Raw genomic sequence first — 23,702 nt, 5'->3', positions numbered from 1 at the left:
ACAAAAAAACCGGCCTGAGAAGGCCGGTTTTTTATGCGCGGGATTCGGCTTCAGTCGCCGAAATCTTCCCAGCCGCCCATCTGTTTCCAGCGGTTGACGATGCCGCAGAACAGCTCGGCGGTCTTCTCGGTGTCATAGCGGGCCGAGTGGGCCTCACGACCGTCGAAGTCGATACCGGCCGCCTGGCAGGCTTTTGCCAGCACAGTCTGTCCATAGGCCAAGCCAGCAAGGGTCGCAGTGTCGAAACTGGAGAACGGGTGAAACGGGTTGCGCTTCATGTCCAGGCGCGCCACGGCGGCGTTAAGGAAGCCCAGGTCGAAGCTGCTGTTGTGACCCACCAGGATCGCGCGTTTGCAGCCATTGGCCTTCAAGGCCTTGCGCACACCACGGAAGATGTCGGTCAACGCTGCTTCTTCACTGACCGCCATGCGCAACGGGTGATCGAGCTTGATCCCGGTGAACTCCAGGGCGGCCGCTTCGATGTTGGCGCCTTCGAACGGCTCGACGCGGAAGAAGTGGGTGTGTTCCGGGAACACAAAACCCTGTTCGTCCATGCCGATAGTCGTAGCGGCGATTTCCAGCAATGCGTCAGTGGCGCAATTGAAACCGCCGGTTTCTACGTCGATGACAACCGGCAGGTAGCCACGGAAACGCTCGGCCATCGGGTGACGGGAACCGCCACCACCGCCGCCGTGTTCTTGGTCGTCGTCGTAATGGTCTTCACTCACGGGTGTTCCTCCAGCAGGCGCCAGCGCAGTGTTTCACCGGCGCGCAGCGGGATAACGGTCAGCTCGCCAAACGGCAGGCTGGTGGGGGCGGTCCAGTCTTCACGGACCAGGGTAATGCGGTCGGTATTCGCCGGCAGGCCGTAGAAACGCGGGCCGTTGAGGCTGGCGAATCCTTCAAGCTTGTCCAGGGCGTTACGTTGTTCGAACGCTTCGGCATACAACTCGATCGCCGCATACGCGGTGTAGCAACCGGCACAACCACACGCGGCTTCCTTGGCGTGTTGAGCGTGAGGCGCGGAGTCGGTACCGAGGAAAAACTTCTCGTTGCCACTGGTGGCGGCATCGAGCAGCGCCACCTGGTGCGTGTTGCGCTTGAGAATCGGCAGGCAATAGAAGTGCGGCCGAATCCCGCCCACCAGCATGTGGTTGCGGTTGTACAGCAGGTGATGCGCGGTGATGGTCGCGCCGACGTTGGCCGAAGCCTCGGTGACGAACTGCACGGCGTCGGCGGTGGTGATGTGTTCGAACACGACCTTCAGGGCCGGGAACAACTCGACCACACGACGCATGTGCTCGTCGATGAAGATCTTTTCACGGTCGAATACATCGACATCGCCACGGGTGACTTCACCGTGGATCAGCAACGGCATGCCCACTTCCGCCATGGCTTCGATGGCCGGCAGGATCTTGTCGATACTGGTGACGCCGGAATCGGAGTTGGTGGTCGCGCCGGCCGGGTACAGCTTGGCGGCGTACACGAAACCACTGGCTTTAGCCTGGCGAATTTCTTCGGGCTGGGTGCGGTCGGTCAGGTACAGCACCATCAACGGTTCGAAGCGGCTGCCGGCCGGTCGTGCAGCGAGGATGCGCTGGCGATAGGCATCGGCTTCCGCGGCGTTACGCACCGGAGGTACCAGGTTAGGCATGATGATGGCGCGGCCAAACGTGCGCGCTACATCAGCCACGGTTTGGGGCAACGCAGCACCATCGCGAAGATGAATATGCCAGTCGTCGGGACGCAGCAGGGTCAGGCGGTCGGACATTGGGGATTCCAGGCGGGTCAATCTGGTGGGAATGCTACCGGAAAAGACTCTTGCAGGCACTCGCTATCAAGTTTTGCAGGATACGACCGATATCCCTGGGTATGCCTTAACGATGTATGACGCCTTGATGTGTTGTAGAAACCAGTGGAGCCTCCCGTGCGCCAGCATTATCTAGCCCTGCTCAGTGTGTTCGCCAGCCTGCCCGCGATGGCCCTCACGTTCCAGACACGTCTGGAGAATATTGAGTGGAAAGTGGAGGGCGATAAATTCGAGTGCCGCTTGAGCCAGCCGATCACTGATTTCGGCTCGGGCGAGTTCGTGCGCCGGGCCGGCGAGCAGGCGACGTTTCGTCTGAAAGCCTTTAATGGTTCGTTGGGTGCCGGTTCCGCAACGCTGCTGGCGGCCGCTGCGCCGTGGCAGCCGGGACGTGGTGATATCAACCTCGGCGCGGTGCGCGTCGGCAATGGTGATGTGCTGTTTAACAGCTCCCAGGCCCAGGCCGGGCGCTTGTTCACCGGCTTGCTCGAAGGTCGTAGCCCGACGGTGCGGCACTATGGGCGCGAAGGTGGATACTCCGAGATTCGCCTGTTGCCGGTGAAGTTCAACAAGGCCTACAACGACTATCAGCTGTGCACCGCCAAATTGCTGCCGATGAATTTCGAGCAGGTCAAACAGACCGAGGTGGGCTTCCCGGGGGGCGGAATCGAACTGGACGCGGCGGCGAAGAAAAAGCTGTCGGTGATTCTCGAGTTCATGAAAGCCGATCCGACGGTTAACCACATCGAGTTGAACGGCCACTCCGACAACAGTGGCAATCGCCTGACCAATCGTGATGTCTCCCGGCGCCGCGCCTTGGCGGTGATGGACTACTTCAAGGCCAATGGCATCGATGAATCGCAGATCACCCTGCGTTTTCATGGTGAAAGCTACCCGTTGGCGCCGAACACCAGCCCGGCCAACCGGGCGAAAAACCGTCGGGTGAATATTCAACTTGAACGGGTGGCAGCCCCCGAGAAACCGGCGCCCCAAGCCAAAGCGCCAGGTAGCGCCGCCGCGACCTCATAAGAGGCGGCGTTTCGTCGCTCGCTCGACATAATCTGTCGCTTTATCTTCATTTGCTGTCGCGCCTCTGTAATTTCACGGTTTTGGTCGGTAGAATCGACGCCTTTCCGTACAACCCCGTGGAGTGATGGCATGGCCGACGTAAACAAGGTCGTTCTCGCGTATTCCGGCGGCCTGGACACTTCGGTGATCCTCAAGTGGCTGCAGGATACTTATAACTGTGAAGTGGTGACCTTCACCGCTGACCTGGGTCAGGGCGAAGAGGTCGAACCTGCACGTGCCAAGGCGCAAGCCATGGGCGTGAAAGAGATCTACATTGACGACCTGCGCGAAGAGTTCGTCCGCGATTTCGTTTTCCCGATGTTTCGCGCCAATACTGTCTACGAAGGCGAGTACCTGCTGGGTACTTCCATCGCACGTCCGCTGATCGCCAAGCGCTTGATCGAAATCGCCAACGAAACCGGCGCTGACGCCATTTCCCATGGCGCCACCGGCAAGGGCAACGACCAAGTGCGTTTCGAGCTGGGCGCCTATGCCTTGAAGCCAGGCGTAAAAGTGATTGCTCCGTGGCGTGAATGGGACCTGCTGTCCCGTGAAAAGCTGATGGACTACGCTGAAAAGCACGCCATCCCGATCGAGCGTCACGGCAAGAAGAAGTCCCCGTACTCCATGGACGCCAACTTGCTGCACATCTCCTATGAAGGCGGCGTGCTGGAAGATACGTGGACCGAGCACGAAGAAGACATGTGGAAATGGACCGTCTCCCCGGAGAACGCTCCTGACAAGGCCCAGTACCTGGAACTGACCTACCGCAACGGCGACATCGTCGCGCTGGACGGCGTCGAAATGACGCCGGCCACCGTCCTGGCGACCCTGAACCGCATCGGTGGCGAACACGGTATCGGCCGCCTCGACATCGTCGAGAACCGTTACGTGGGCATGAAGTCCCGTGGCTGCTACGAAACCCCGGGCGGCACCATCATGCTGCGCGCTCACCGCGCCATCGAGTCCATCACCCTGGACCGTGAAGTGGCTCACCTCAAAGACGAGCTGATGCCCAAGTACGCCAGCTTGATCTACACCGGCTACTGGTGGAGCCCGGAGCGTCTGATGCTGCAACAGATGATCGACGCTTCCCAGGTCCACGTGAACGGCGTTGTGCGCCTGAAACTGTACAAGGGCAACGTGATCGTGACCGGTCGCAAGTCCGACGAGTCGCTGTTCGATGCCAATATCGCCACCTTCGAAGAAGATGGCGGCGCCTACAACCAGGCAGACGCGGCAGGCTTCATCAAGCTGAACGCATTGCGCATGCGCATTGCGGCCAACAAAGGTCGCAAGTTGTTCTGAGTGTTTTAAGTTGCAATAAAAAATGGCCCCGTTAGGGGCCATTTTTTTTGGCTGGAAATACACCTGGAATCCTTGGGGGCGATGCAGTGTTTATTGTTCAGTTCAAAAAAAGCCATGTGCCTAAGGCGGAGGTGTGGAGTGTTTATGCTTTTGCAGGGGCAATGTTTATTAATTTCGCTCGATAAGTGGTGCATTGTTGAAAGTGGGTTTTTTTCTTGTATGCAGGAACTATGTACTACAGAAATTTCACTCAGAAATGTACCGAGAATATGTCAGATGCTGACATGCCTGTAGGATTTATGGAGCGTAATTAATTATGTCGAATGGAACTTTTAGAAGGTGCTTTTCAGCCCGCGTTCACAGGTCTTCTCATAAGGCACAAGGGGCATTTCCTGAAACTGTTGTGCGGCACGTTTACCCCGCCCCCCGTAATCCTGGGAATTTTCACTCAAAATATGTTTGTACTCGGAAAGTTCTGAAAGCCTCAACAAAACTGCACACCTCCACACTGGCGTTTTTTTGTAGGTTAAATCCTATGTCTTTGTGGGTTGGGTCTCTGCTTGCTGTTGCTTGGGGGGGAGCGCTATGCCAAGCGGGAAACGACTAGGCTATTGTGCTTGCTCTTAATAATTCGAACAGCGAAATTGGACTTGCCCATGAATAAAGTGCTGATCGTGGATGATCATCCCGTCATTCGTCTTGCTGTGCGTATGCTAATGGAACGTCATAGTTATGAGGTCGTTGCCGAGACCGATAACGGTGTCGATGCCTTGCAACTTGCACGGGAGCATATGCCGGACATAGTCATACTGGATATTGGAATTCCCAAACTCGATGGCCTGGAAGTTATATGCCGGCTGTCGTCGACCAAACAGGCCCATCCCTTCAAAGTGCTGGTGCTGACGTCCCAGGCGCCCGGGCATTTCTCCATGCGGTGCATGCAGGCGGGCGCCGCTGGCTACGTGTGCAAACAGCAGGACCTCACCGAGCTATTGAGCGCGGTCAAGGCGGTGCTGTGTGGGTACAGCTACTTCCCCAATCAGGCGCTGAACTCGGTGCGCTCCACAATGGGGAACGCCAGCGAAGCGGACATGGTCGAGCGCTTGTCCGGCCGGGAGATGATGGTGCTGCAGCAACTGGCCCGCGGTAAAACCAACAAGGAGATCGCCGATGGCATGTTCCTGAGCAACAAAACCGTGAGCACCTACAAGACGCGCTTGCTGCTCAAGCTCAACGCACGCTCCCTGGTGGACTTGATCGAGCTGGCCCAGCGCAACGGGTTGGTGTAGACCGGCCGCACACTTACATGCAGTCAGAAAAAAGCCTCCGTAAGGGAGGCTTCTGTTTTTCGTTGGGTCGATTAGAGATCGAAGTCGTAATCGGCCAACTGTTTTTGCAGGCGCCGCTCTTCCAGAAGGTTGTCGATGGTGCGGCGTTTGCTCAAATTGGTCTTGGCCACCTCTACCGGTGTTTCTGCTGCGTCATCGTCGGATTCAGCGCCAACAACGTCGTCTTCTACATCCAGTTGTTCTTTGCCAGTGCTCATAAGGTTAACTCCAGGCTAAGACTGCCGTTGGCGCTCCTTATAACGATAATCCAGAGCCTGGTAAAAAAGATTTTTTCAATCGACTCATCAATAAAAGCAATGATGGCTCAATCGTCGGAAGTCTTTTCCTTGTATTCACACAGGTCTTCGATGCGGCAACTGCCACAGCGCGGCTTGCGAGCCTGGCAGACATAGCGTCCGTGAAGGATCAGCCAGTGATGTGAATCCAGCAGATAGGGCTTGGGCACAAACTTCATCAATTGTTTTTCCACCTCCACCACGTTCTTTCCGCGGGCAATCCCGGTGCGGTTGCTGACCCGAAAGATGTGTGTGTCCACGGCCATGGTCAATTGGCGAAATGCCGTGTTGAGCACTACGTTGGCGGTTTTGCGACCTACGCCTGGAAGCGCTTCAAGGGCCTCCCGAGTCTGCGGCACTTCGCTGCCGTGCAACTCCACCAGCAGCCGACAGGTCTCGATGACATTCTTCGCCTTGCTGTTATACAGGCCGATGGTCTTGATGTACTCGGACAACCCTTCAACCCCAAGCGCGTAGATCGCCTCCGGAGTATTGGCTACGGGATACAACTTGGCAGTGGCCTTGTTGACGCCGACGTCTGTGGACTGGGCCGAAAGAATCACGGCGATCAGCAGCTCGAACGGCGAGGAATAGGCCAGTTCGGTTTTCGGTTCCGGGTTGTCTTCGTGAAGCCGGCGGAAAATTTCCAGGCGTTTTGCGGCGTTCATGGGGCGAGCGGTTCCTTGCAGACAGTCAGTGTGGTTACGAAAAACGGGCCCAATAACCCGAGCAGGATAAACGCGGCGGGCACCAGCAGTACACGCTTCATCACGTGCGGCCGGTGCTCAAGGTGTTCAAGTGCGGGCATCGGACGCCGCCAGCGCCGCAAGCGCCTGCTCGGCTGTTTCGAAATGCTGTTGCAGGACGATCAACTGCGACTGCTGTTCAAAGGTCGGCGGGTGGCCGAAAGCTTTCAGGGATTTGTGCAATTGGGCACGGCTCATGGCCAGATTGATCTTGGCCTTCTTCAAGGCAGCGTCCATCGCGGCGGCTTTTTGTGCACGAACCCGCTCAATGGCGGCCTGGACCGGGTTCTCCGAGGCTGCAATCACCGGGGCGGCGCGCTGGGTGCGTGCCAGGCGTTCGGCGAGTTTCTGTTCCTCTTCGCGTTGCAGCCGCGCGTTGCGTTGTTCAAACCGCCGCCTGGCCCGATCGCGCTTGAGGCTGCGTGCCTGGCGCTCGTGATCGCTGGAGGCCAGCCCGCCGACAATCGGCACCACCGTGGTCAACGGACGCATTTCGATGCAATCAACCGGGCAAGGTGCCACACACAGGTCGCAGCCTGTGCACTCGTCGATAATCACCGTGTGCATCAATTTGGCAGCACCGACGATAGCGTCCACCGGGCAGGCCTGGATGCATTTGGTACAGCCGATGCACTCCGCTTCACGGATAAACGCGATCTGCGCGGGCGCCTCGCCTCGGGACGTGTCCAGTTCCAGCGCCGGAAGCTTCAACAGTTGCGCCAGGCCTGCGATGGTTTCCTGGCCGCCCGGAGGGCACTTGTTGATCGCCTCGCCTTGGGCAATGCCTTCTGCGTAGGGCTTGCAGCCAGGATGCCCACATTTGCCACATTGGGTTTGCGGCAGCAGGGCGTCGATACGTTGAATCAGGCTCATGGTTTGATCATTGCGTTGGAACCCGGAAAAGCCACGGCCGGCAACGGGCCGACAGCAAACAGAGTCCGATTATCCGGCAAGCGAGGAGGGGGGACTAGCTGAAACCGCCCCATGGCCGAGACCATGAGGCAGTCAGCCGTTGTTACTTGATGCGCTGACCCGGCTTGGCGCCGCTGTCGGGGCTCAACAGGTAGATCTCTTCACCGCCAGGGCCGGCCGCCATCACCATGCCTTCGGAGATACCGAACTTCATTTTCCGTGGCTTGAGGTTGGCGATCATCATGGTCAGGCGACCATCGAGCTTGGACGGATCCGGATAGGCACTCTTGATCCCGGAGAACACGTTGCGTTGCTCGTCACCGATGTCCAGCGTCAGGCGCAGCAGCTTGTCGGCGCCTTCCACGGCTTCGGCCTTGATGATCAGGGCCACCCGCAGGTCCACCGCAGCGAAGGCGTCGAAGTCGATTTCTGGCGACAGTGGATCTTTCGCCAGCTCGCCATTGCCCGCAGGTGCTGCATCGCCGGTGTCAGTCTTGCTGACCTCGAGGTCTTCTTTCGAAGCATCGGTCATGGCCTGGACTTTTACCGGATCGATACGGGTCATCAGCGGCTTGAACTCATTCAACTGATGGTTGCTGAGCAAGGTTGCATGATCGTTCCAGGTCAGCGGCGGCACGTTGAGGAACGCCTCGGCGTCGGCCGCCAGCAGTGGCAGTACCGGCTTGAGGAAGATCACCAACTGGCGGAACAGGTTGACGCCCGTGGCGCAGATGGCCTGGACTTCAGCTTGCTTGCCTTCCTGTTTGTTCAGCGACCACGGCGCCTTGTCGGCGATCCACGCGTTGGCACGGTCGGCCAGGCCCATGATCTCGCGCATGGCGCGGGCAAAGTCGCGGGCTTCATAGGCGTCGGCGATGCTCGGGGCAGCGGCCAGGAACGCGTCGGTCAGCTCCGGCGCGGCGTTTTCCGCCACCAGCACACCGGCGTTGCCCTTGTGGATAAACCCGGCGCATCGGCTGGCGATGTTGACGACTTTGCCCACCAGGTCCGAGTTGACCTTCTGTACGAAGTCTTCCAGGTTCAGGTCCAGGTCGTCGACGCCACGGCCCAGTTTGGACGCGTAGTAGTAGCGCAGGTATTCCGGCGACAGGTGGTCCAGGTAGGTGCGCGCCTTGATAAAGGTGCCACGGGACTTGGACATCTTCTGGCCATTGACCGTCAGGTAGCCGTGAACCGCGATGCCGGTCGGCTTGCGGTAGCCCGAACCTTCGAGCATCGCCGGCCAGAACAGCGCGTGGAAGTTGACGATATCCTTGCCGATGAAGTGATACAGCTCGGCGGTGGAGTCCTTGGCCCAGAACGCGTCGAAGTCCAGCTCCGGCGTACGGTCGCACAGGTTCTTGAAGCTGGCCATGTAGCCAATCGGCGCGTCCAGCCACACATAGAAGTACTTGCCTGGCTCGCCCGGGATTTCAAAACCGAAGTACGGCGCATCGCGGGAGATGTCCCACTGCTGCAGGCCGGCGTCCAGCCATTCGGCGATCTTGTTCGCCACGGCGTCCTGCAGGGTGCCGCTGCGGGTCCAGGTTTGCAGCATTTGCTGGAAATCCGGGAGCTTGAAGAAGAAGTGCTGGGAATCCTTGAGCACCGGGGTGGCGCCAGAGATCGCCGACTTGGGATCCTTCAGGTCGGTAGGCGCGTAAGTGGCGCCGCACTTTTCGCAGTTGTCGCCGTACTGGTCCTCAGTGCCGCATTTCGGGCAAGTGCCCTTGATGAAGCGGTCGGCCAGGAACATTTTCTTTTCGGGGTCGAAATACTGGGTGATCGAACGCGTGGCAATGTGCCCGGCGTCCTTGAGGCGCAGGTAGATCTGGCTCGACAGCTCGCGGTTTTCTTCGGAGTGGGTCGAGTGGAAGTTATCGAAGTCCACCAGGAACTCGGCAAAGTCGGCGCTGTGTTCAGCCTGGACATTGGCGATCAGTTGTTCCGGGGTGATCCCTTCCTTCTCGGCGCGCAACATGATGGCCGAACCGTGGGCGTCGTCCGCGCAGACATAAATGCATTGATTGCCGCGATGCTTCTGGAAGCGCACCCACATATCGGTCTGGATGTACTCAAGCATATGGCCAAGGTGGATAGAACCATTGGCATAGGGCAGGGCGCTGGTGACGAGGATCTTGCGTGGCTCGGACATGGGGCTCGGCTACTTGATGAAACGGAGGTCGGCCACTATAAAGCGCCGGGAAATTTATTTCACCCCGTGCAGCTGTTTCAGGAGTTTCCCGACGGCCGAAAGCGTGCCGCTAAGGCGCTGGAACGGTTAGGATAGCCGCCTGTTTTAGTCAGTCTTTTTTTCGGGAGTAGCCCATGAGCGCCGTCAATCGCGCAGCGGTGGAAGCCGTTCTTCGCCAATACACCGACCCCTACCTGAACCAGGACCCGGTCAGCGCCGGGTGCGTACGCGCCATCGACGTGCAGGGTGACAAGGTTTCGGTCCAGCTTGAGCTGGGCTATGCCGCCGGGCTGTTCAAGAGCGGCTGGGCGCAGATGCTGCAAATGGCCATCGAAGGCCTGGACGGCGTCAGCTCGGCCAAAGTCGACATCCAGTGCGTGATCGCCGCGCACAAGGCCCAGGCGCAGATCCCGGGCCTGGCCAACGTCAAGAACGTGGTGGCCGTGGCCTCCGGCAAGGGCGGCGTGGGCAAATCCACCACCGCCGCCAACCTGGCCCTGGCCCTGGCCGGCGAAGGCGCGCGCGTCGGGATTCTCGACGCCGACATCTATGGCCCGAGCCAGGGTGTGATGTTCGGTATCGCTGAAGGCACCCGGCCGAAGATCAAGGATCAGAAATGGTTCGTGCCGATTGAGTCCCATGGCGTGGAAGTGATGTCCATGGCCTTCCTGACCGACGACAACACGCCGATGGTCTGGCGCGGCCCGATGGTTTCCGGTGCATTGCTGCAACTGGTCACCCAGACCGACTGGGGCAACCTGGACTACCTGGTGATCGATATGCCACCAGGCACCGGTGATATCCAGCTGACCCTGGCGCAGAAAGTGCCGGTGGCCGGCGCGGTGATCGTCACTACGCCGCAGGACCTGGCGCTGCTGGATGCTCGCAAAGGCGTGGAGATGTTCCGCAAGGTCAATATCCCGGTGCTGGGCGTCGTGGAGAACATGGCGGTGCACATCTGCTCTAACTGCGGTCACGCCGAGCATCTGTTCGGTGAAGGCGGCGGCGAGAAGCTGGCGACCCAGTACGGGGTTGAACTGCTGGCGTCGTTGCCGCTGTCCATGGGGATTCGAGAGCAGGCTGACGGTGGCAAGCCGACCGTGGTTGCCGAGCCCGATGGCCAGATTGCCATGGTCTACCAGGAGCTGGCCCGTCACGTAGGGGCGCGGATCGTACTCCAGGAAGCTGAGGCTCAGGCGATGCCGACCATCACTGTCAGCGACGACTGATCCACCTGACGGGAAAGAAGCCTCGACTGTGTCGGGGCTTTTTCTTGCCTGGCGAACACTCAGGGTTCTCTTGTTACCCTTTTACGTAATTGCTGGTGTAAGCATTCGCTTACTTTGTCGTAAGCGTTTGGGTTTTTTCGCCGGTACGGACGTCTTGAATTGATTGCCTATATTTCTATCTGTTTGAAATATAACAATTATTTTTTATTGAACGAGCGTGCAATCCTATGGTTTCGCGATTTGGATCCCGTTGAACTTCGCCGGGAACTCTCTAAGATCAGCCCTGTGTCCACGGATTGACACAGTCATCACGGAACGATGACTCAGGGAACCTCGCAGGATGCGATTCATCAGGATGATGAAAAGGAACACAGGGACTAGGGAAAAAATGTGGGCGGGTCATACCGCCCCTTTTTTTTGCCCGTAGAAAAGTGAACCCCGTCCCGCAGAAATGCAAAAAGGCCCGCAAGGGGCCTTTAAGAGGGCATCGACGCTATCAGCGCTCGAGGTGTTCAATCTTGCCTTTCTTGCCATCCCACTCCGCCGCATCCGGCATCGGGTCTTTGCGCTCAGTGATATTCGGCCAGATTTCCGCCAGCTCAACGTTCAACTGAATAAATTCCTGCATCTCTGTCGGGACTTCGTCCTCGGAGAAAATCGCGACGGCCGGGCATTCTGGTTCACACAGGGCGCAGTCAATGCACTCGTCCGGGTGGATGACCAGAAAGTTCGGGCCTTCGTAAAAGCAGTCCACCGGACACACTTCTACGCAGTCGGTGTACTTGCACTTGATGCAGTTGTCGGTGACGACGAAGGTCATTTCTAATTTTCTCCTCAGGCGGCGGCAGCGAAACCCTTTGTGGCAGGGCTCGCGAGGTTCGGGAGCGATAGTCTGCAGGCCAGGCTAAAAGCCCGCAGCATCCCAAACCGCGCGAGAGTCTACCAGCTTGCACGCGTCTGCGTTATATCCGAGTCTTCAGTGCATATAACATTTCGAGCGCTTTTCGCGGGGTCAAGTCGTCCACGTCAAGCTTAGCCAATTCATCCAGCACCGGATGAGGCAGGCTGGCGAACATGTCGCTCTGGTGTGGCGCGCTGGGTTTGCTGCTGGCTTTGGCCGGGCTGGCCACGGGAATCTCGTGGGGCAGGGCGGTTTCTTCCAGGCGGCTGAGGTGTTCGCGGGCGCGAGTGATCACCTCACTTGGTACGCCCGCCAACTGCGCCACGGCCAGGCCGTAACTCTGGCTCGCCGGCCCGGGCAACACATGGTGCAGGAACACGATGCGCTCGTTGTGCTCGGTGGCATTGAGGTGCACGTTGGCCACCAGCGGCTCGTTTTCTGGCAGCACGGTCAGCTCGAAGTAGTGCGTCGCGAACAGCGTATACGCCCGCAGGTGTGCCAATCGCTCAGCCGCCGCCCACGCCAGGGACAACCCGTCGAAGGTGCTGGTACCGCGGCCCACTTCGTCCATCAGCACCAGGCTGCGTTCGGTGGCGTTGTGCAGGATGTTGGCGGTTTCGCTCATTTCCACCATAAAGGTCGAACGGCCACCGGCCAGGTCATCGCTGGAGCCGATCCGGGTAAAGATGCGGTCCACCAGGGACAGTTCGCAACTGGCCGCCGGCACGAAGCTGCCGATATGCGCCAGCAGTACGATCAATGCGGTCTGACGCATGTAGGTGGATTTACCGCCCATGTTCGGACCAGTGATCACCAGCATGCGAGTATCGTCGTCCAGCGACAGATCGTTGGCGACGAACGGCGTGGTCAGAACCTGCTCCACCACCGGGTGGCGACCTTGCTCGATGCGCATGCACGGCTCGCTGACAAAGCGGGGGCAGTTCAGGTCAAGGTTCAGGGCGCGCTCGGCCAGGTTGCTCAGCACGTCCAGCTCGGCCAGGGCGGCGGCGGTGTCCTGGAGCGGTGCCAGCTTGCCGATCAAGTCTTCGAGCAAGGCCTCGTAGAGCATCTTCTCTCGAGCCAGGGCGCGGCTTTTGGCCGACAGTGCCTTGTCTTCGAACGCTTTAAGTTCCGGGGTAATAAAGCGCTCGGCACCCTTGAGGGTCTGGCGCCGCTGGTAATCGATCGGCGCCTGCTCGGCCTGCTTGCTCGGCAACTCGATAAAGTAGCCGTGCACGCGGTTGTAGCCGACTTTCAGGTTGGCCAGGCCGGTGCGGGCTTTTTCGCGGGCTTCCAGATCGATCAGGAACTGCCCGGCGTTCTCGCTCAGGGATTGCAGTTCGTCCAGCTCGGTGTCGTATCCGGTCTTCAACACGCCACCGTCACGGATGATCGCGGGCGGGTTGTCGATGATGGCTTTTTCCAGCAGCGCCGCCAGGTCCGGGTAGGTGCTGGTGGTGACGGCAAGCTGCTGCAGGTGCGGCGCTTCCAGTTCAGTCATCGCTGCTTGCAGTTGCGGCAGGGCGCCGAGGGCATCCCGCAGGCGTGCCAGGTCGCGGGGCCGCGCGTTGCGCAGGCCGATCCGCGCCAGGATCCGCTCGATATCCCCGATTTCCTTGAGCTGCGGCTGCAGCTTTTCAAAACGGTATTGATCCAGCAGGCACGTAATAGAAGTTTGACGGGCTTGCAGCACGGTCAAATCCCGCAGCGGACGGTTCAACCAGCGGGTCAGCAAGCGGCTGCCCATGGCGGTCTGGCAACGGTCGACCACCGATTGCAGGGTGTTGTCGCGACCGCCCGCCAGGTTGGTGTCCAGTTCCAGGTTGCGGCGGCTGGCGCCATCGAGCACCACGGTGTCGTCCAGGCGTTCATGACGCAGGCTGCGCAAGTGGGGCAGGGCGGTGCGCTGGGTTTCCTTGGCGTAGCTGAGCAGGCAACCGGCGGCGCCGATGGCCAGGGTCAGGGACTCGCAACCGAAGCCCTTGAGGTCTTGCACGGAGAATTGCTGGCACAGGCTTTTCAGTGCCGAATCCCGCTCGAAATCCCACGGCGCGCGACGCTTGGTCCCACGGCGACGTTCCGCCGGCAGATCCTTTGGCCAGTCATCTGGAATCATCAGCTCCACCGGGTTGACGCGCTCCAGTTCCGCCAGCAGGTTTTCCCAGCCTTTGATTTCCAATACCGTGAAATTGCCACTGGTGATGTCCAGCACCGCCAGGCCGAACAGCCGCTCATCCCCCAGCACCGCCGCGATCAGGTTGTCGCGACGCTCATCCAGCAGCGCCTCATCACTTACCGTACCCGGCGTGATAATGCGCACTACTTGACGTTCAACCGGGCCCTTGCTGGTGGCCGGGTCGCCGATCTGCTCACAGATCACCACCGACTCGCCCAGCTTCACCAGCTTGACCAGGTAACCTTCCAACGAATGATAAGGAATCCCGCACATCGGAATCGCCTGCCCGGCCGACTGTCCGCGCGCGGTCAGGGTGATGTCCAGCAACTTGGCGGCCTTCTTTGCGTCTTCATAGAAGATCTCGTAGAAGTCGCCCATGCGGTAGAACATCAACTGATCAGGGTGCTGGTTTTTCAGGCGCCAGTACTGCTGCATCATCGGGGTGTGGGAGGACAGATCGGAAGTGTTTTTACTCATTGGATAGTTAGCAAATTCGTTGAAAGTGATGGGGCAAAGGGGGCGCTTGGCCCAGCATTTTTTGCAATGGGCGCAAGGTTAACACGCGAGGTCGGGGCTTCGCAGTTCACAAACGGTCAGGTAAATCTTGGAATCAATGCATTAAATATGCAAATTAGCATTTGCCAAGCATCAAAACTGCCTGCACTATCCGCGTTATGCAAAAACGCAACGTTTCTATCGTCTTAAGAGAGCTGCTGGACCGCGACCGGATCTCCCCCACGGAGCTTCACCGGCGTACCGGCGTGCCTCAATCCACATTGTCCCGGATCCTCAGCGGCAAGATCGTTGATCCGTCGGACAAGCACATCTCACGCATCGCCGATTACTTTCAGGTCAGCACCGATCAACTGCGCGGGCGCGCAGGGCTGGTGCCGGCGCGGGCGGACGAGCGTGACCCGATGCATTCGGAACTCAAGGACATAAGCCTGTGGGACGACGACACGCCCGTTAATGATGACGAGGTGTCGATCCCCTTTCTGCGCGAGGTTGAATTGGCTGCTGGATCAGGAAGATTCGTCATCGAGGAAAGCGAGAAGGCCAGCCTGCGATTCGGCAAGCGCAGCCTGCGGCATAACGGGGTGCAGTTCGACCAGGCCAAGTGCGTCACGGTGCGTGGCAACAGTATGTTGCCGGTGCTGCGTGACGGCGCGACCGTCGGCGTCAACGCCGGCAAGTGCGGGATTGGTGACATCGTCGACGGCGACCTGTATGCCATCAATCACAATGGCCAACTGCGGGTGAAACAGCTCTACCGCCTGCCGTCGGGGATTCGCCTGCGCAGCTTCAACCGCGATGAACACCCGGATGAGGACTACAGCTTCCAGGACATCCAGGATGAGCAGATCAGCATCCTCGGTCACGTCTTCTGGTGGGGCATGTACGCCCGCTAACCTTTCTTCGTAAGACAAAGCCCGCCAATGAGCGGGCTTTTTTTCGTCCGTGCAAAACCACCAAACCCTTTGCCCATAAGGCTGCAAATGCATCCGTGCATATGCGCCGCAAAAATAAATGCATTTGTGCATTGACTGTATATGCATACATGCATATTCTTCGTCTCAAGCCAGCCAAGAAGGCCTGGTGGAGGCGGCAAGGATGCTGCCAAGGAAGACAAGGACGTTACGCAACACCGGCAAGGACGCCATCGAAGCGATGGCACGGATGCCAGGCAACACCGGCAAGGATGCCGACGCTCTTTAGTTTCAAACCGCTTCAAGAACAGGCAGCGATGAACCGGCCTTAACGGTTCAGAGGGTTGGCAACTGGCCCGGGTGTGCAGCGTAAAGCACCAGAAGCAGTTATCCGGCAGACAGGGATCGTGGTCGGAAAAACATTGAGGAAAGAACCGTACCGCGCCAGTAGCGCCGAAAGTTCGAGGAAATCATTACTGAAAAGCCCGGGCAACCGGGCTTTTTGGAATGCCTACCTATAAATGGAATTACCCAAAACCCGGCACTGCGCCGGTAATGCTCAGCCAGGAGGCGTGACATGACAAACGAGCAGCAAGCGTTAGCGGAAATGCCTATCTGGTTGGTGATCGCACTGGCCCTGATCGGCGGTGTATCCGGAGAAATGTGGCGCGCCGACAAGGAGGGCGCCCGCGGTTGGTCGCTGGTGCGGCGCCTGGCCCTGCGTTCCGGGGCCTGCATGGTGTGCGGGGTATCCGCCCTGATGCTGTGCTACGCCGCCGGCATGTCGATCTGGACGGCCGGCGCCATTGGCTGCCTGACCGCCATGGCCGGTGCCGACGTGGCCATCGGCCTTTATGAACGCTGGGCGGCCAAGCGCATCGGCGTCAACGAAGGCACCGGCCGGGACCCGCAGTAACCGTTGCAAGGACGCTACTTAAATGACACTCATCGAAAAACCTTCCCAACTGCCCCAGGCCATCAACGAGGCGTTGCGCGTTGCCTTTCCGAATCTGAAGGTCGGCAATCATCAGGACTTCCAGGGCACTGCGGATAACACCGGTGTGTTGATCACGGTCGAAGGCAATGGCCCGGGCATTCGCTCCCGCGAAGGGCGCAAGGCCCACGCCCTGGGGATTTCACTCAAGGCCATGGTTGCTCCGGGTGCCTTGCCCTTTGATGCCTGCGACCTGGCCAGCCAACTGATGGACCTGGTGCTGGATAACCGCTGGAACCTGCCGCAGGAGCAGTGCGACCTGCCGACCCATATCGTCGCTGCACCCTCAATAGGCACCACCGCAGAAACGGACTACGACACCTGGACCGTCAGCTTCACCCAAACCCTCTATATCGGACCGCCGCTGCTCAATGATCCCACAGGCCAACCGCTGTTCGCCTGCACCTGGGAAGTCTCGAACATCGACGACCCCGACCAATACAAGCCGCTGGCGGAGTAGCCCATGTTCGACGCGATGTTACGCATGCAACTGGGACCGATTGTCGAGCGACTGGCGGAAATGGAAAGCCAGCTCGAAGACCTGTATCGACGCGCCGAAAGTTTTTGCCGCATCGGCGTGTGCCAGGAGGTCGACGCGGCCAGCAATACCTGCAAGGTCAGCCACGGTGAACTGCTCACGCCGGCGATCCGCTTTTTCAACCCCAGCGCCGGTGCGCAGACGGAAACCCGCATCCCGTCAGTGGGCGAACAATGCTTGCTGCTCAACTACGGCGGCGGGGAGGGCGGGGCACAATCGGTGGCCTTGTTCGGCTTGAACAGCGACCGTTTTCCGCCGGTCTCCAGTGTTCCGACACTGACCCGGCGCCGCCATCAAGACGGCACACAAAGTGACTACGACGACGCCAGCCACACTTTCAACTGGGTCAACGGCCCGACGACGTTCATCGGTTCCCGCGAACAGGTCGACGTCAAGGTCGGCGCCGCCAGCCTGACGATGAGCGCCGAGGGCATCACGCTGCAAGTTGGCGGTACAAGCCTGTTGCTGGACGCCGGCGGTGCGCACTTCAGCGGCCCGGTGGTGGATCACCAAGGTCGACTCATCAGCCCCTGATAAGGACATCCCATGATCGGAATCGATAGAAACACCGGGGCGGCGGTCGATGACTGGCTGCAATTCGTCCAGCGCGCCACCCGAGCGCTGACGACGCCCTTGGGCACTCGCCAGAAGCGTCCGCTGTACGGCTCGATGATCCCGCAGCTGCTCGGGCAAAACCTCGGCGATGACCTGCTGATTCTCGCCCAGAGCCATGCCGCCCAGGCGTTCTACAACCCGCAGAACGGCATCGCCGACTTCGAACCGCAAGTCATCGTCGCCAACCGCCAGGGCGCCGGCCTGTTGCTGCGCTTCGCCGGCACCTGGAAAAACCGCAAACAAACCTTCGAGGTGGTGACATGAGCATGCTGATACCCGGCCAGAACCAGTTGGCTGAGCCAGCGATCATTGCCGTCGATGAGTTCGAGCCACTGTTGGCGGAGTTCAAGGCGTTTGTCGTTGATTACGTCGCCACTCGTGCGCCGGAAAATGCCGCGAAACTGAAGGTCAGCCTGGAGAACGAAAGCGAACTGCTGACGCTGGCATTGGAAGCTTTCTGCGTTCGCCTGCAAACCCACGAGCGTAAATACAACGCCCGCATCAAGCAGATGCTGGCGTGGTGGGCCACCGGCAGCAACCTCGACGCACGCCTTGCCGACATGGGCCTGGAGCGTCAGGTGCTCGACCCTGGTGACCCGGCGGCTTTCCCGCCCGTGCCGCCGACGTTGGAGAGCGACGACGATGCCCGGTTGCGTTATTACCTCGCGCCTCACGCTCCGGCGGCGGGTTCGCGGATGCAGTATCGGCGGGAGGTTTTCACCCTCGGTGAACGTCCATCAGTGAAAGTGCAAAGTGCTACGCCGGGTGTGGTGACGGTCACTTATACCTTCGACCCGGACGGCTACGCGGCGCGGGTCAAGGATGGCAACGGCCGTCGCACCGCACCTGGCGAAGTGATGGTCACGGTCCTGTCCCGAGACGGGGATGGCACACCCTCTGCGGATCTACTCGACGGTATACGCCGGCATTTCGCCCGGCCTGATGTGCGACCGGAAACGGATCTCGTCACGGTGCAGGCGGCTCAGATCCTGCGTTACAAAATCCGCGTGGTGGCGAAGATCAACGCTGGCCCGGATTCCGGGCTCACTCAAGTCGCCGCCCAGAAACTGCTGCAAGACTATGCAGAATCTTGTCATCGCCTAGAAGGGCGGGTGGACCCGAGCTGGATCGACTACGCCATCCACTCGGCGGGCGCTGCGCAACTGCACATTCTTGAGCCGCTGGAGCCGATCGTCACCACGGCATTCCAGGCCCCGTATTGCATGGGTGTCGAGGTGGAGGTGCGCACGCTATGAACGAGCCAAAAGGCAGCTTGCTGCCCGCCAACAGTTCGCCGTTGGAGAAGGCACTGGACTTGGGTTTTGGACAGTTACTCGACCGAGTCACACCACCCTTTCCCGCCTTGATGAACCCGCTGCAAACGCCGGTTGAGTTCCTTCCCTACCTGGCCGCTGATCGCGGCGTCAGTGAATGGGACGCCGCTGCCAGCGAGTCGGAGAAGCGCCTCACTGTGGCCTTGTCCTGGCAGATCCAACGTCAGGCCGGTACGCCCAAGGCGCTGAGCTATGCGGTCGAATCGCTGGGGTTCACCCCCAATATCAGCGCCTGGTATCAACAGCGGCCAACTGGTCTGCCTTACACCTTTGATGTGCAGGCAATCATCGGTCGCAGTTGGTCCAGTGGCGATCACAACCGTTTGATCCGCCGCATCAACGCGGCCAAGAGCGAGCGGGACCTGGCCACCATCACCATCGTGCACGAGACCTCCCAGGGCTTACGTGTTGCCGCAGCCGCTGATCCAGGGTTGAGCATCGGCGATGAGAGCCAGCCCGGGGCATTACCCGAGGTGAAGCTGCACGGGGTACTTGCTTGCAGCAGCGTGGCGCACACACCACTCAGCGATGGCGAGTTGCAGCTGTGCGGCGTACTGCCTGAATTCGGGCTGGCGGCCCGGCTTAACAGTGCCGGGGTAGCCCGGCACTACACCATTAACGACTACGACCTCAGGGCGCAGCCATGACAGATGAAATTACACGCCTGGTGCGCTTCACCTCCAAGGGATTGGATGAAGTGCTGCAGGCAAAGAACCAGGGCTTGAAAGGCGAAATCACCCACATTGGCGCCGGTACTGGCCGCTACAACCCCGACGGCACCGAAGTGGCCCTGCGTGACGAGCGCCAACGGGTCGCCATTGTGGACTACGAGGACTTGGGCGACCGACAACTCAGGATGGCGGCGCTGTTTGATGGCGAGGCTGAGTATGAGATAGGCGAGTTCGGTTTTTACCTCGCCAGTGGAACCTTGTTGGCGGTGTATTCCGTGGCAGGGAAGTTGCTGACGTATAAAGCGGCGGCGGCTCGGGTGCTGCAGAAGTTCACGTTGGATATTTCGCCGTTGCCGGCGGACAGCGTGACGATTGTGGTGGGGAGTGAAAATCTGAATGTGTTGTTGGTCGATGAGCTGGCGACATTGGCCGCTGCCAGTGTCGATAATATGGCCAGGGGGGTCGGGCTCTTGCTTCGTGTGATGCAACTTGAGAGTAAAGATAGCGCTTTTTAGATGTAAGGTTTATTTGGTTTTGACCAGTGAGGTTTTACTAAGTGATCAAAGAAGATAAGGAGATCGTATTTTGAGTACAGAACAGCAACTTGCTGCAGTCGTCAACGCAGCGAATAGTCTTACCAACGTAGTTACTGGCAAGGTCGGGGAAATTGATAAAGCGATTGCAGAAGCTCGGCGCGCCTATGATGCACAATTGCTGGATCTTAAAAGCCGCTTGCCAAGGCTTGCGGTGACTAAAAATTTCAATTTGTATCCCAGTGCTGACGGAAAGTTGATCGATAATTGGGGGATTCATGGGGAGGTTACGTGCAATAAGCTTCGTTCAATCACCACCGTCTCTCAAGCCACTGGCCGTCCGCAGGCTGATGTGGATTTCATGCTTCAAGTTCAAGCAGACGTGCGTGAGCAGTTTCCGGGTTTTGATATCAGGGCCAGTGAATATTGGCGAACTATTGTAAACGTTTGGCAGTTGAAATGGGCAACCGCAGACGTCAGTCCCTGGCTCGCTTTTCCTTATACGGTTGACACGGCGCTTGCTAATGGCACAGGCGCGGTGCCACTAAATTCCTATATCACATTGGGCGCTTTTGTCCGTGTCTTGGAGGGGTCAATTTCCGGTGCATGGAGTGTAGGGGCAGAAAAGGGTAAGTGGCGCTGGTGTTCGACGGTTGTCGCCCCCACTGAACTGTTTGGCGCCTATTATCACCTTCATCCAATGCGCACTTCCGCTTCCGGTATTGTCGAAGTGATGTTGGCAGGTGCGTGCACCGGTGTGGTTACCAGTCCCGGCGACTGGGGAACTATGTTGGCTTTGAGCTAAGGAGAAATTATGAAACCAATTTTTGTGCCTGCTGAACTTCATCCTCTTATTAAGTGGCAAGTAATTCGTAGCGCTCGTGATCAGGATCTATCCGCAAGTGATTATGCGGCTATGCCCGACTATCCAATGTTGGATAAAAATAAAGCGACATTCGTGGCCTACCGCCAGGGGCTGCGAGATATTCCTGATCAAGGGAGCGATCCTGATGCCGTCGTATGGCCCCCTAAACCTGAGTTTCTGAAGTAACCCACCGCGAAAGCGGTTTTTTTTCGCCCGCACAAAGCCCCTCTCGCAGGGGCTTTGGCGTTTTTCACCCGGAGAATTCCACTCATGTTTAACCGCCAAACCTACACCGTCCTCATTCCATTCCCCACCGGCAACGGCCACTGGTCTACCGCCGGCGAGGAACTGGAACTGCTGGACGTCGAAGCATCCGCCCTGCGCACCGCTGGCCGCCTGGAACTCACCAGCGTCCTCAACTCCACCCCGAAGAAGGCTGACTGATCATGGCTGAGGTTTTGAACTTCGAGCACAACGGCATCACCGTGAATGCCACCGAATCCCCCGAGGCTATGGGTGGCCTGGGCGATAACGTCATCGGCCTGGTGGGCACTGCCCCCAACGCCCACGCGTCGATCCCTAAAAACGCCCCGTTCCGCATCAACAGCTTCACCACCCAGGCGCTGCTGGACCCTACCGGCGCTGAAACCGGCACGCTGTTCCACGCCGTGTACCAGATCCTCAAAGTGGTCAAGGTGCCGGTCTACGTGGTGATCGTCGACGAGGGCACCACCCCGGCCGACACCCTCAATAACGTAATCGGCGGTGAAGAGCCGGTCACCGGCCGCAAACTGGGCCTCGCCGCCCTGGCCAGCGTCCCCGAAGACCTGACCATCATCGGCGCCCCGGGATTCACCGGCACCAAAGCCGTGGCCGGCGAATTCGCCTCCTTCGGCAAACGTATCAAGGCCCGTGTGGTGCTGGATGGCAAGGACGCAACCGTCGCCGACCAGGTGACCTACAGCGGCGAACTGGGCGGTGCCGACCTCGGTTTCGACCGTTGCCTGCTGGTGCACAACATGCCGTCGGTGTACTCCAAGGCCGCGAAGAAAAATGTGTTCCTGGCCCCGTCGTCCCTGGCCATCGCTGCACTGGCCAAGGTCAAGCAGTGGGAAAGCCCGGGCAATCAGGTGACCTTCGCCGAAGACGTTTCCCGCGTGGTTGAGTACAACATCCTGGACACCTCCACCGAAGGCGACCTTCTTAACCGCTACGGCGTGAGCTACTACGCCCGCACCATCCTCGGCGGTTTCTCGCTGCTGGGTAACCGCTCCATTACCGGCAAGTTCATCAGCTACGTGGGCCTGGAAGATGCGATCAGCCGCAAGCTGGTCAAGGCCGGCCAGAAAGCCATGGCCAAGAACCTCACCAAGTCGTTCATGGACCAGGAGGTCAAGCGCATCAACGACTGGCTGCAAACCCTGGTGGCCGACGAAACCATTCCTGGCGGCAGCGTGTACCTGCACCCGGAATTGAACAGTGTCGAGAAGTACAAGAACGGCACCTGGTTCATCGTCATCGACTACGGCCGCTACGCGCCGAACGAACACATGATTTATCAACTCAACGCCCGCGATGAAATCATCGAGCAGTTCCTGGAGGACGTTCTCTAATGTTTACCAACCGTGTAAGACAGGCCATTGCGGCCACCCTTCAAGGCCTGCCGTTGTCCGCAACCGTGGAAGAATTCACTCCGCCGAAGATTGAGTTCGAGATGGAAGCCATGGCCGGCGGACGCTTTATCGCCGAGGAAATGGCCAAGAGCGCCAAGGTGCTGAATGCCAAGCTGATCCTGCAAGGCGCCGGCCCGGAAATCATGCTGGCCTTGGGCGTGCGCCTGGGTGACGACATTCTGCTGAACGTGCGTGAAGCCGGCCAGGACCAGGATGGCCGCACCTATTTCACCTATCACACCGTCGGCGGCAAGCTCAAATCCCTGGAGGAAGCGAAGCTGAAGATGGGTGAGAAGGCGACCACCACCCTGGAGCTGTCCTGCCGCACCTACAACCGCCTGGAAAACGGCATCCCGGTAATCGACATCGACGTGCGTACCCAGAAGTTCGTGCTCAACGGCGTCGACATTCTCGGCGATGCCCGCCGCGCGGTACTGATGCCGTAAGCCCCCGGGAGCGGGTTTGCCCGCTCCCATACTTCACCAAGGAATTGACTCATGGCCTGGATGCCTCCGCTGCACCTCCTGCTGTCGCCGATCACCGCCGACACTGGCGCGACGATCGAGCAAATTCAACTCAAGCCGTTGTTCTACGCCGCGCAAAAAGACGCGCTGGCCCGGGCCGGTGATGACGAGGACGACCAGTTTTTCGAACTGGCAAAACTCGCCACCGGCCTGTCGGAAAAAGAACTCGACCAACTCAAGCGTCCGGACTACGTGACCATCGCGCAATACGTGCATGACATGTCGACCCGCCCGGCCTCGTTCTTCATGGACGAGTCCCGCGAGCCTGGCGACTCCAGCATCACCGAACAGGTGAAGCTGCTGCTGCCGCTGAACGCAGCGGGCCGGACCCTGACCGACGTGACCCTGGAAATGCCTGCCCTGCGCGCCACCAAAGTGATGAAAAAACTCACCACGGCCAAGGAGCGCGCCGAATTCATCACTGCCCATTGTTCCGGCCTGATGATCCCCGACCTGGCGGACCTGACCGTGCCCGACTGGACCGAACTGCAGGAGCGCATCGACGATTTTTTAAATCAACCGGCGGCCTTCTTTCGGAGCGCGACATCGAAGTAATCCTCGAC

At 59.2% G+C, this 23,702-nt stretch carries 25 protein-coding genes and 1 pseudogene; 18 read left to right on the top strand and 8 right to left on the bottom strand.

Translation table 11 applies throughout. From position 1 onward, the window contains the following. Nucleotides 1–50: 50 nt before the first annotated feature. A complete protein-coding gene (rnt, locus tag LIY45_RS05925; RefSeq protein ID WP_003208704.1) occupies nucleotides 51–728 on the bottom strand; it encodes a ribonuclease T in 678 nt (225 codons plus the stop codon). Then, nucleotides 725–1,771: a dihydroorotase gene (pyrC, locus tag LIY45_RS05920; RefSeq protein ID WP_226475652.1), complete on the bottom strand. Its 1,047-nt coding sequence runs from the start codon at nucleotides 1,769–1,771 to the stop codon at nucleotides 725–727. Before pyrC ends, rnt begins: the two co-directional genes overlap by 4 nt. 156 nt (nucleotides 1,772–1,927) lie before the next feature. Here pyrC and LIY45_RS05915 point away from each other — a divergent pair, with 156 nt between their 5' ends. The 3 genes from LIY45_RS05915 to LIY45_RS05905 all read left to right on the top strand — a co-directional run bounded on the left by LIY45_RS05915 (nucleotide 1,928) and on the right by LIY45_RS05905 (nucleotide 5,472). Continuing rightward, complete coding sequence (locus tag LIY45_RS05915) at nucleotides 1,928–2,836, top strand: OmpA family protein (protein ID WP_226475651.1); 909 nt, start codon at nucleotides 1,928–1,930, stop codon at nucleotides 2,834–2,836. Between the two features lie 129 nt (nucleotides 2,837–2,965). Further along, nucleotides 2,966–4,183, top strand: a complete 1,218-nt coding sequence (locus tag LIY45_RS05910; protein WP_003208700.1) for an argininosuccinate synthase — start codon at nucleotides 2,966–2,968, stop codon at nucleotides 4,181–4,183. A 656-nt stretch (nucleotides 4,184–4,839) separates the two neighbouring features. Then, on the top strand, nucleotides 4,840–5,472 hold the full coding sequence (locus LIY45_RS05905; RefSeq protein WP_003208698.1) for a response regulator transcription factor: 633 nt from the start codon (nucleotides 4,840–4,842) through the stop codon (nucleotides 5,470–5,472). A gap of 71 nt (nucleotides 5,473–5,543) precedes the next feature. Here LIY45_RS05905 and LIY45_RS05900 read toward each other — a convergent pair whose 3' ends face one another. The 4 genes and pseudogenes from LIY45_RS05900 to metG all read right to left on the bottom strand — a co-directional run bounded on the left by LIY45_RS05900 (nucleotide 5,544) and on the right by metG (nucleotide 9,620). Further along, nucleotides 5,544–5,729, bottom strand: a complete 186-nt coding sequence (locus LIY45_RS05900) for a hypothetical protein (protein ID WP_226475650.1) — start codon at nucleotides 5,727–5,729, stop codon at nucleotides 5,544–5,546. A 107-nt stretch (nucleotides 5,730–5,836) separates the two neighbouring features. After that, nucleotides 5,837–6,475, bottom strand: coding sequence for an endonuclease III (gene nth / locus LIY45_RS05895; RefSeq protein WP_010170146.1), 639 nt, complete (start codon nucleotides 6,473–6,475; stop codon nucleotides 5,837–5,839). A 129-nt stretch (nucleotides 6,476–6,604) separates the two neighbouring features. Then, a pseudogene (rsxB, locus tag LIY45_RS05890) lies at nucleotides 6,605–7,444 on the bottom strand (electron transport complex subunit RsxB); the annotation flags it as partial. 124 nt (nucleotides 7,445–7,568) lie between these two features. After that, entirely contained in the window at nucleotides 7,569–9,620 is a 2,052-nt protein-coding gene (metG, locus tag LIY45_RS05885; RefSeq protein WP_226475649.1) for a methionine--tRNA ligase, read from the bottom strand. Between the two features lie 173 nt (nucleotides 9,621–9,793). Between metG and apbC the strand changes: the two genes are divergently transcribed. Beyond that, the gene (gene apbC, locus LIY45_RS05880; RefSeq protein WP_226475648.1) at nucleotides 9,794–10,888 is read left to right on the top strand and encodes an iron-sulfur cluster carrier protein ApbC; all 1,095 of its coding nucleotides are present in this window, start codon (nucleotides 9,794–9,796) and stop codon (nucleotides 10,886–10,888) included. A gap of 496 nt (nucleotides 10,889–11,384) precedes the next feature. Here the strand turns inward: apbC and fdxA are convergent, their stop codons facing one another. After that, nucleotides 11,385–11,708 (bottom strand): ferredoxin FdxA, encoded by a 324-nt coding sequence (gene fdxA, locus LIY45_RS05875; protein WP_226475647.1) that lies wholly within the window; start codon nucleotides 11,706–11,708, stop codon nucleotides 11,385–11,387. Nucleotides 11,709–11,850: 142 nt separating this feature from the next. Continuing rightward, nucleotides 11,851–14,442, bottom strand: coding sequence for a DNA mismatch repair protein MutS (gene mutS / locus LIY45_RS05870; protein WP_226475646.1), 2,592 nt, complete (start codon nucleotides 14,440–14,442; stop codon nucleotides 11,851–11,853). Between the two features lie 197 nt (nucleotides 14,443–14,639). On the opposite strand from mutS, the gene LIY45_RS05865 reads away from it, so the two are divergent. The 14 genes from LIY45_RS05865 (at nucleotide 14,640) to LIY45_RS05800 (ending at nucleotide 23,694) form a co-directional block, all read left to right on the top strand. Continuing rightward, the gene (locus LIY45_RS05865) at nucleotides 14,640–15,374 is read left to right on the top strand and encodes an XRE family transcriptional regulator (RefSeq protein ID WP_226475645.1); all 735 of its coding nucleotides are present in this window, start codon (nucleotides 14,640–14,642) and stop codon (nucleotides 15,372–15,374) included. Between the two features lie 595 nt (nucleotides 15,375–15,969). Continuing rightward, the gene (locus LIY45_RS05860) at nucleotides 15,970–16,308 is read left to right on the top strand and encodes a phage holin family protein (RefSeq protein WP_226475644.1); all 339 of its coding nucleotides are present in this window, start codon (nucleotides 15,970–15,972) and stop codon (nucleotides 16,306–16,308) included. Nucleotides 16,309–16,330: 22 nt separating this feature from the next. Continuing rightward, on the top strand, nucleotides 16,331–16,846 hold the full coding sequence (locus LIY45_RS05855) for a hypothetical protein (RefSeq protein WP_226475643.1): 516 nt from the start codon (nucleotides 16,331–16,333) through the stop codon (nucleotides 16,844–16,846). Nucleotides 16,847–16,849: 3 nt separating this feature from the next. After that, nucleotides 16,850–17,458: a phage baseplate assembly protein V gene (locus tag LIY45_RS05850; protein ID WP_226475642.1), complete on the top strand. Its 609-nt coding sequence runs from the start codon at nucleotides 16,850–16,852 to the stop codon at nucleotides 17,456–17,458. 12 nt (nucleotides 17,459–17,470) lie between these two features. Beyond that, nucleotides 17,471–17,803 carry a phage baseplate protein gene (locus LIY45_RS05845; RefSeq protein WP_010170122.1) on the top strand — a complete coding sequence of 111 codons (333 nt, stop codon included), beginning with the start codon at nucleotides 17,471–17,473 and terminating at the stop codon, nucleotides 17,801–17,803. Continuing rightward, complete coding sequence (locus tag LIY45_RS05840; protein WP_226475641.1) at nucleotides 17,800–18,795, top strand: baseplate J/gp47 family protein; 996 nt, start codon at nucleotides 17,800–17,802, stop codon at nucleotides 18,793–18,795. Before LIY45_RS05845 ends, LIY45_RS05840 begins: the two co-directional genes overlap by 4 nt. Beyond that, complete coding sequence (locus tag LIY45_RS05835; RefSeq protein WP_226475640.1) at nucleotides 18,792–19,520, top strand: phage tail protein I; 729 nt, start codon at nucleotides 18,792–18,794, stop codon at nucleotides 19,518–19,520. Before LIY45_RS05840 ends, LIY45_RS05835 begins: the two co-directional genes overlap by 4 nt. Further along, nucleotides 19,517–20,059 (top strand): hypothetical protein, encoded by a 543-nt coding sequence (locus LIY45_RS05830; protein ID WP_017480141.1) that lies wholly within the window; start codon nucleotides 19,517–19,519, stop codon nucleotides 20,057–20,059. Before LIY45_RS05835 ends, LIY45_RS05830 begins: the two co-directional genes overlap by 4 nt. 70 nt (nucleotides 20,060–20,129) lie before the next feature. After that, nucleotides 20,130–20,882 carry a hypothetical protein gene (locus tag LIY45_RS05825; protein ID WP_017480142.1) on the top strand — a complete coding sequence of 251 codons (753 nt, stop codon included), beginning with the start codon at nucleotides 20,130–20,132 and terminating at the stop codon, nucleotides 20,880–20,882. A 9-nt stretch (nucleotides 20,883–20,891) separates the two neighbouring features. Then, nucleotides 20,892–21,128: a tail fiber assembly protein gene (locus tag LIY45_RS05820; protein WP_026078306.1), complete on the top strand. Its 237-nt coding sequence runs from the start codon at nucleotides 20,892–20,894 to the stop codon at nucleotides 21,126–21,128. Between the two features lie 84 nt (nucleotides 21,129–21,212). Next, nucleotides 21,213–21,386, top strand: a complete 174-nt coding sequence (locus LIY45_RS05815) for a hypothetical protein (protein WP_003208665.1) — start codon at nucleotides 21,213–21,215, stop codon at nucleotides 21,384–21,386. A gap of 2 nt (nucleotides 21,387–21,388) precedes the next feature. Next, the gene (locus tag LIY45_RS05810; RefSeq protein WP_010170109.1) at nucleotides 21,389–22,555 is read left to right on the top strand and encodes a tail protein; all 1,167 of its coding nucleotides are present in this window, start codon (nucleotides 21,389–21,391) and stop codon (nucleotides 22,553–22,555) included. Beyond that, nucleotides 22,555–23,061: a phage major tail tube protein gene (locus tag LIY45_RS05805; RefSeq protein WP_093205539.1), complete on the top strand. Its 507-nt coding sequence runs from the start codon at nucleotides 22,555–22,557 to the stop codon at nucleotides 23,059–23,061. The genes LIY45_RS05810 and LIY45_RS05805 overlap by 1 nt, the downstream gene beginning before the upstream one ends. A 51-nt stretch (nucleotides 23,062–23,112) precedes the next feature. Next, complete coding sequence (locus LIY45_RS05800) at nucleotides 23,113–23,694, top strand: phage tail assembly protein (protein ID WP_226475639.1); 582 nt, start codon at nucleotides 23,113–23,115, stop codon at nucleotides 23,692–23,694. Nucleotides 23,695–23,702 lie beyond the last annotated feature (8 nt).

It is taken from the genome of Pseudomonas sp. MWU16-30323 (assembly GCF_020515595.1).
In the GTDB taxonomy this organism is placed as follows: domain Bacteria; phylum Pseudomonadota; class Gammaproteobacteria; order Pseudomonadales; family Pseudomonadaceae; genus Aquipseudomonas; species Aquipseudomonas yamanorum.
This window is presented reverse-complemented; position numbering and strand designations above follow the sequence as displayed.

Excerpts from the sequence above, each read along its gene's own strand:
- metG (WP_226475649.1), bottom strand. The coding sequence starts at position 9,620 with ATGTCCGAGCCACGCAAGATCCTCGTCACCAGCGCCCTGCCCTATGCC.
- nth (WP_010170146.1), bottom strand. The coding sequence starts at position 6,475 with ATGAACGCCGCAAAACGCCTGGAAATTTTCCGCCGGCTTCACGAAGAC.
- pyrC (WP_226475652.1), bottom strand. The coding sequence starts at position 1,771 with ATGTCCGACCGCCTGACCCTGCTGCGTCCCGACGACTGGCATATTCAT.
- apbC (WP_226475648.1), top strand. The coding sequence starts at position 9,794 with ATGAGCGCCGTCAATCGCGCAGCGGTGGAAGCCGTTCTTCGCCAATAC.
- LIY45_RS05900 (WP_226475650.1), bottom strand. The coding sequence starts at position 5,729 with ATGAGCACTGGCAAAGAACAACTGGATGTAGAAGACGACGTTGTTGGC.
- mutS (WP_226475646.1), bottom strand. The coding sequence starts at position 14,442 with ATGAGTAAAAACACTTCCGATCTGTCCTCCCACACCCCGATGATGCAG.
- fdxA (WP_226475647.1), bottom strand. The coding sequence starts at position 11,708 with ATGACCTTCGTCGTCACCGACAACTGCATCAAGTGCAAGTACACCGAC.
- LIY45_RS05800 (WP_226475639.1), top strand. The coding sequence starts at position 23,113 with ATGGCCTGGATGCCTCCGCTGCACCTCCTGCTGTCGCCGATCACCGCC.
- LIY45_RS05865 (WP_226475645.1), top strand. The coding sequence starts at position 14,640 with ATGCAAAAACGCAACGTTTCTATCGTCTTAAGAGAGCTGCTGGACCGC.
- LIY45_RS05810 (WP_010170109.1), top strand. The coding sequence starts at position 21,389 with ATGGCTGAGGTTTTGAACTTCGAGCACAACGGCATCACCGTGAATGCC.
- LIY45_RS05835 (WP_226475640.1), top strand. The coding sequence starts at position 18,792 with ATGAACGAGCCAAAAGGCAGCTTGCTGCCCGCCAACAGTTCGCCGTTG.
- LIY45_RS05910 (WP_003208700.1), top strand. The coding sequence starts at position 2,966 with ATGGCCGACGTAAACAAGGTCGTTCTCGCGTATTCCGGCGGCCTGGAC.
- LIY45_RS05805 (WP_093205539.1), top strand. The coding sequence starts at position 22,555 with ATGTTTACCAACCGTGTAAGACAGGCCATTGCGGCCACCCTTCAAGGC.
- LIY45_RS05820 (WP_026078306.1), top strand. The coding sequence starts at position 20,892 with ATGAAACCAATTTTTGTGCCTGCTGAACTTCATCCTCTTATTAAGTGG.
- LIY45_RS05830 (WP_017480141.1), top strand. The coding sequence starts at position 19,517 with ATGACAGATGAAATTACACGCCTGGTGCGCTTCACCTCCAAGGGATTG.
- LIY45_RS05860 (WP_226475644.1), top strand. The coding sequence starts at position 15,970 with ATGACAAACGAGCAGCAAGCGTTAGCGGAAATGCCTATCTGGTTGGTG.
- LIY45_RS05905 (WP_003208698.1), top strand. The coding sequence starts at position 4,840 with ATGAATAAAGTGCTGATCGTGGATGATCATCCCGTCATTCGTCTTGCT.
- LIY45_RS05845 (WP_010170122.1), top strand. The coding sequence starts at position 17,471 with ATGATCGGAATCGATAGAAACACCGGGGCGGCGGTCGATGACTGGCTG.
- LIY45_RS05850 (WP_226475642.1), top strand. The coding sequence starts at position 16,850 with ATGTTCGACGCGATGTTACGCATGCAACTGGGACCGATTGTCGAGCGA.
- LIY45_RS05840 (WP_226475641.1), top strand. The coding sequence starts at position 17,800 with ATGAGCATGCTGATACCCGGCCAGAACCAGTTGGCTGAGCCAGCGATC.
- LIY45_RS05815 (WP_003208665.1), top strand. The coding sequence starts at position 21,213 with ATGTTTAACCGCCAAACCTACACCGTCCTCATTCCATTCCCCACCGGC.
- LIY45_RS05855 (WP_226475643.1), top strand. The coding sequence starts at position 16,331 with ATGACACTCATCGAAAAACCTTCCCAACTGCCCCAGGCCATCAACGAG.